Below are 6,694 nucleotides of genomic sequence, written 5' to 3'. Positions count from 1 at the left end.
CGCGCCTGCTTTGGGAGCAGGAGGCCGCAGGTTCGAATCCTGCCACCCCGACTTTAACAAGTTATATTTTAACATAATTAAAGGGTAATTATATGGTTTTCATATAGTTGCCCTTTCTTTTTTGCTCAAATTTTAACAAACAGTGTTAAATTTTATGTGAGTTCACCGTGAGTTCACTGGGAATTTGTGAGTTTATCGTGAGTTATTTTTTTGTATTTTTAGCTTACCGATACTCCATAATTGCGTATTGGTAGTTTGACTTTCGCCTTAATTAATTGTTTCATTAAAATAACATAACGATGCGTACCAGTCAAACCTTTTCCATTTCTTTTTTTATTCGCAAAAAGAAAAAGCAACCAGCCTTAGCCCTCCTCTATGCCCGAATCACCGTTAACGGTAAATCATTAGAAATAAGTTTAAAACGAACTATTCCGGTAGACAAGTGGAACCAATCAGCCAGTAAACTTACCGGTAACACTTCTGAAAGTCGGCAGATCAATAAAAAGATTGATGAAACCAAAGCGCAATTATATAAAACCTATGATAGCCTTTTAAAAGAAGGACTGCTGGTAACCACACAAACAGTCAAAGCTAGATACCTGGGTAGTGACCAGCAACATTATACGCTTACCTATTTGATTAACTATCACAAAGAAAAGATGGATAAGGTGTTAAAATATGGTACCATGAAAAATTATACGACTACGGAAAATTACCTAAAAGATTATTTAAAAGCCCAGCATCATACTTCAGATGTTTATCTAAAGCAAATTGATTACCAGTTTACCCTGGGATTTGAAAGTTATTTACGTGTTTTGCCGGGCCTTCAAAATAATGGAGTAATGAAGCATATGGAGCGGTTCAAAAAACTAATGCGCCTGGCCGAACATTTAGATTGGATTGAAAAGAACCCCACCAAAAGGTTCAAGCTACGCTTTGATCAGGTGGATATGGTTTATTTAAACAAGACCGAGCTGGAAAAGATCAAAAACGAAGAGTTTGAAAAACCGGTATTAACTATTAACCGGGATATTTTTGTTTTTGCCTGTTATACCGGGCTGGCTTATGCTGATGCCAAAGCCTTAAATAAAAACAATTTGCAAATTGGAGTGGATGGCAATAAATGGATTTATACCCGAAGGAGTAAAACGAATACTGCTGTGAGAGTTCCATTACTCGCAGAGGCGGAACGAATTCTAAAAAGATATAAGACTCATCCTAAAATAGACGGAACGGAAAAATTGCTACCGGTTTATTCCAACCAGAAAACCAACCAGTATTTAAAAGAAATAGCTAAAGAGGTGAAAATAAAAAAACAACTGAGTTTTCATACCGCCAGGCATACTTTTGCCACAACGATAACTTTAGCTAATGGCGTTCCCATAGAAACAGTTTCCAAGCTTTTAGGCCATACCAAATTATCCACTACACAGATCTATGCACGAGTAATTGATTCTAAAATTTCTAATGATATTGATAATTTAAGAGAAAAGTTGAACGATGAAAAAACAGAAATGGTAACAGACCGTACCTTTTATTTATAAACCTTTATTAATAGAGACTTTGTAATAGTCTTGTTTCAAGGTCACCAATTCGGATTCAAGTTTTTTGTTCAAATTTTGTTTTCAAATACTGAAGAAAGTAGAAACTACTTCTAAAATAGCTTATATCTTTATTTGTCGCAGAATTTCTTCGAAACTGGGTGGATCATTTCAGGTCTAGGAATTTTGATCAACCTATTAATAAAAATTAACCTATTTGATATCCTTAAAATCCTTTGTTTTTTCCATTTTAGCTTCTATTTACCGGAAGCCGTTGAGAGCAAAGTATTTGGTCATAAATTTATCACCAATCCAAATTTATCTTTTAAAAAACTTTTGTCCGTTATACTGAGAAACTTTGGGGGCTTTGATTCAGCTGTTATTGTTTTGGTTGCCGATCATATTTTTTTATTTGCCAATGGATTTTGAGATCGAACTGAAGCGAAGAAGATATTGCTCAGCCAGTATTTCTACAGAATTAATTTCTTAATTTGTATTTATTATGAAATTACTGATTGTAGAAGATGAACCGTACCTGTTAAAAAGCCTTGAGGATTTCGCGGCCAAAGAAGGCTATTTATATGATTCGGCAGGCAACTTTCAAACAGCCCAAGAACGTGTTTATTTATACGATTATGACTGTCTAATTCTAGACATTAATTTACCGGATGGCAGTGGGTTCGAAATTCTTGAAATTCTTAAAAAAGAAGATAAGACTGATGGTGTTATTATTCTTTCTGCAAGAGATTCCCTAGATGATAAGTTAACTGGCCTCGAATTAGGAGCTGATGATTACCTGATAAAACCATTTTATTTTTCAGAACTTAATGCCCGGATAAAAGCCGTCATTCGTAGGAAACAGTTTAAAACCAATAAGCCTATCCGCTTTGCCAATATGGTAATAGATCTAGGCCAATACCTAGTGAGAATAGATAACTTTTCTACGCCAATCTCATTTACTAAAAAAGAATATGCTATACTCATCCACCTCATTAACAATAATAAACGTATTATTTCTAAAATGGCGCTCGCAGAGTACGTATGGGGTGATTATGTAGATGAGGCCCAGAGTTTTGATTTTTTGTTTTCTCAGATTAAGAACCTCAAACGAAAGCTGAAAGATGCCGGGGCACAAGTAGAAATAAATAACATCTATGGGGTAGGTTATCAAATTCAGGCTTTATGAAGCTGCTTACCTACACATCCCGCCTTCAAATGCTGTATTTCCTCGTCTTGTTCGGGATTTTTTCGATATTGTTTTATTTGGTACTTAGCTGGAATGTACTTCAAAATGTAGATGAAGTGTTGAACAACCGCAAAGTCAACTTGCTAGCTTATCTAGAAGAAAATCCTGAAGCTCCTTTTAAAGAGGATAACCCACTAGACGATTTTACCTTTTTTCCTGTTGAAAAGAAGGTGTTTCAGGAAAGCTATGAAAGCTACACTGACACTCTTATTTATGAGCCTGTTGATGATGAGTTTGATGAGTACCGAAAGCTTACAGCTTATGTGAAATTACACAATAATAACTACCGGCTGGAAATTATAAAGCCACATCTGGAAGCGGGAGAAATGATAGGTACCATTGCCATTACACTCGGCAGCCTATTTATGGGCTTGGCGCTTTCTTTTTACTTAACCCAACGTATTATCTCCAAAAAAATATGGAAATCGTTTTTTGAAATGCTCGAAAGGCTCCGGCTCTTGCGCTTTGATAAAGAGAAAATGCCCGAATTACCATCTACAAATATTGATGAGTTCCGGATGCTGAATGAAGCTGTGAATGAGCTGGTCCGAAAAAATACTGAAGTCTTTCAAAGCCAAAAGCAATTTATTGAAAACGCTTCACATGAAATGCAAACGCCCTTGTCCATTATCCAGTCAAGGCTGGAAGCACTCATTGGGCAGGCTGAACTTTCAAAGAAGCAGGCGGAAATTATTGAAGGCATTATCGGTTCAACACAACGCTTAAAAAAACTGAGTAAAACTCTGTTGCTCTTATCTAAAATCGAAAACCGGCAGTTTATCCTTTCGGAACAGGTTGATATTCAAACAATTTTATGCCGATCCATGGAATTTTATGAAGAACATAAAGCCGCCTTGAATATATCGGTGAAAGCCGAAACACGAGATAGTTTGAAAGTGCAGGGAAATATTATGCTTACGGAGATACTGATACAGAACCTACTTAAAAACGCCTTTCTGCATAATATTGAGAATGGAATGGTAAGCGTTCAAATAATGGAAAACAAGCTCATTATTGCCAATACCGGGCAAAAGCAAGAAATAGGAAAAGTATTTGAGAAGGATAAATTGTTCAACCGTTTTTACAAACAATCCAGGAATCCCAATACTTGGGGGTTGGGATTAGCCATTGCTCTAAAGGTAGCTGAAACGAGTGGATGGGGACTTCATTATTATAAAGAAGAAGGATTGCACATTTTTGAAGTGAATTTCGGGTAACCAATCAGCTTCCCAAATTTCTACAGATTCCATTCATATACTTGCATTTAATAAAATCATGAAACTATAATGAACAGAGCCGGGAACCAAATCATTCTTATTTTGCTTTTATCCTTTTTAACCCCTAAAATTGTTTTTTCACAGGTAGAAAATAAAGAAACAAATTATCCTAAGATAAAAAACTATTTTAGTATTATGCATCCTATTGCCACTATAACAAAAGACGGGAATCACTTTAATTTTGATGGCAGTTATACAGTAGGCTTTCCAGTTGGTATAAATTTTCTTCAGAGCGACAAAATAGCTTACAGTATCGAGTTTGCACCTATGATTTCTTTTAATGATCGTGCGAGTAGGGTAACCGGATTACTTTTTCACCCAGGTGTTATCTACCGAAACATTGGAGGTTTTAATTTTTTAACCAGGCTTGCATTCAATACCAACGGCCGTTATGGTTAGACCTATAATTAAAAAGGAAAAAGTAACTTATTTCCTCGCTACGCCCATTCCGTTTAGATTCGGCAATGATTTACCTTTTTCAGTAACTTTTGGTTTTCAAGTTGGAATAGCATTTTAATCATATAAAAGAAAAAATTATGGACAGAAAAGATTTTTTAAGGAACTCAGCAATTTTAGGTGGAGCAACCATACTCCCTACTAACAATGTATTTTCGCAGAATGTGACTGAAAATGGAATAGATAAGTTGGTCGACAAAAACGGTAACTTTATCCAGAAATCACTTCCTTACAACAAAACATTTTTGGAACCACATATGGACGAAGAAACCCTTCACTTACACTATGAGTTTCATCATGGTGGAGCAGTTAAAGGTGCAAACAAAGATTTGATTAAAATAAAAGAACACCTAAAATCAGGAGATTTAGACCAGGTTGATTTGTGGACACGCAAACTGGCGTATCATTTTTCAAGCCACGTGCTACATACCATTTTCTGGACAAACCTTTCCAATAAAAAAACACAGCCCAAAGCAGAACTATTGAAACAGATAGAAAAAGATTTCGGCTCATTTGAAAAGCTCCAGGTATATATAGCAAAAGTATCTAAAGGCGTAGAAGGAAGCGGCTGGGGTATTTTGGGTTATCAACCCTTTTCCCGATCGCTAACCATCTTGCAATGTGAGAATCATCAGAAACTGACCCAGTGGGGCGTGATTCCGTTATTGGTTATTGATGTGTGGGAACATGCATATTATTTGAAACACAAAAATAAAAGAGGGGATTTTGTCGATACGATTTTAAATATCATTAATTGGGATAATGTAGCAGAACGATATAATAAGGCCATAAAAATTGTTTAATGGAGCAATTACCCTTTAAAGAAGCCATAAAAGTATGGATTAGAGTAGCCATTTATAGCTTTGGTGGACCTGCCGGGCAGATTGCGGTGATGCATAAAATTCTGGTCGAAGAAAAAAAATGGATAAGTGAGGACCGCTTTTTACATGCGCTCAATTACTGTATGCTGCTGCCTGGGCCGGAAGCCCAGCAGCTGGCCACGTATATTGGGTGGTTGCTGCATAGGACGAAAGGGGGGGTAACTGCAGGTATTTTATTTGTAATACCTGGATTTGTTTCAATACTAATTCTCAGTATTCTTTACGCTGCTTACAGAGATGTTGGTATTGTCGAAGCTATATTCTTCGGTATTAAACCTGCCGTCTTAGCCATAGTTGTTGGAGCCGTCATTAAAATAGGTAAAAAGGCCATCAAAAATGAGCTCATGTTTGTTTTGGCGGCTTTGGCCTTTATAGCTATATTTTTCTTTGAGGTAGATTTTCCTTATATAATAATAGCAGCGGGATTGACAGGTTTTATTGGCGGAAAACTTTGGGAAGAAAAATTCCATGTCATTAAAGGGCATAGATTAGCTGAAGAACATAAAGACAAGGACAATAATGAAAATACATTGATTGACAGCAAAATACAACCTGTAAAGCCGTCTTTAAAAAAAACATTCAAGACTATTTTTATTTTCCTAACGCTATGGTCTTTACCACTATTGATCCTTGGACTGGTGATTGGGGTCGAAAACATTTTCTTCTCGGAAGGCTTATTTTTCAGTAAAACGGCCGTTCTAACTTTCGGAGGGGCTTATGCTGTATTAGCCTATATCGCTCAAAAAGCGGTTGAAGATTATGGCTGGTTACAATCCGGTGAAATGTTGGATGGACTGGGTATGGCCGAAACTACGCCGGGTCCGCTGATACAGGTGGTACAGTTCGTAGGCTTCATGGGGGCCTATAGATTAAGCGGCTCTCTCGATCCTCTAACAGCTGGAATTTTAGCTTCCCTGATGGTTACCTGGGTTACCTTTGTACCTTGCTTTCTATTCATTTTTACAGGCGCTCCTTATATAGAATACCTACGGGGCAATAAAAGTTTAACCACTGCACTATCAGGAATTACAGCTGCCGTAGTAGGGGTTGTACTTAATCTGGGTGTCTGGTTTGCAATCCACACCCTTTTCTCTGAGGTTAACGAAAAATATCTGTACGGAGCAAGGTGGTTGATTCCCGAATGGAGCACAGTTAATATTGGATCATTAATTATTGCTCTAATAGCCTCTTTTGTATATTTCATTTTGAAATGGGATATGTTGAAAACTATCCTGATCAGTGTTTTATCAGGTATCATCTATTTCTTCATATTTAAGGAATTAGGTTGATTAT

General features: G+C 36.8%; 6 protein-coding genes. All 6 read left to right on the top strand.

What is annotated here, in order from left to right; genetic code table 11:
* Positions 1–299 precede the first annotated feature (299 nt).
* The 6 genes from AACZ30_RS05765 to chrA all read left to right on the top strand — a co-directional run bounded on the left by AACZ30_RS05765 (position 300) and on the right by chrA (position 6,690).
* Positions 300–1,544 carry a site-specific integrase gene (locus AACZ30_RS05765; protein ID WP_008615538.1) on the top strand — a complete coding sequence of 415 codons (1,245 nt, stop codon included), beginning with the start codon at positions 300–302 and terminating at the stop codon, positions 1,542–1,544.
* A 499-nt stretch (positions 1,545–2,043) separates the two neighbouring features.
* Complete coding sequence (locus AACZ30_RS05760; RefSeq protein ID WP_008615540.1) at positions 2,044–2,727, top strand: response regulator transcription factor; 684 nt, start codon at positions 2,044–2,046, stop codon at positions 2,725–2,727.
* Positions 2,724–4,004, top strand: coding sequence for a HAMP domain-containing sensor histidine kinase (locus tag AACZ30_RS05755; RefSeq protein WP_008615542.1), 1,281 nt, complete (start codon positions 2,724–2,726; stop codon positions 4,002–4,004). Before AACZ30_RS05760 ends, AACZ30_RS05755 begins: the two co-directional genes overlap by 4 nt.
* A gap of 195 nt (positions 4,005–4,199) precedes the next feature.
* The gene (locus AACZ30_RS05750) at positions 4,200–4,463 is read left to right on the top strand and encodes a hypothetical protein (RefSeq protein WP_339648220.1); all 264 of its coding nucleotides are present in this window, start codon (positions 4,200–4,202) and stop codon (positions 4,461–4,463) included.
* A gap of 137 nt (positions 4,464–4,600) precedes the next feature.
* The gene (locus AACZ30_RS05745; RefSeq protein WP_008615545.1) at positions 4,601–5,323 is read left to right on the top strand and encodes a superoxide dismutase; all 723 of its coding nucleotides are present in this window, start codon (positions 4,601–4,603) and stop codon (positions 5,321–5,323) included.
* Entirely contained in the window at positions 5,323–6,690 is a 1,368-nt protein-coding gene (gene chrA / locus AACZ30_RS05740; RefSeq protein ID WP_008615548.1) for a chromate efflux transporter, read from the top strand. Before AACZ30_RS05745 ends, chrA begins: the two co-directional genes overlap by 1 nt.
* Positions 6,691–6,694 lie beyond the last annotated feature (4 nt).

It is taken from the genome of uncultured Salegentibacter sp., assembly GCF_963972535.1.
Classification (GTDB): domain Bacteria; phylum Bacteroidota; class Bacteroidia; order Flavobacteriales; family Flavobacteriaceae; genus Salegentibacter.
This window is presented reverse-complemented; position numbering and strand designations above follow the sequence as displayed.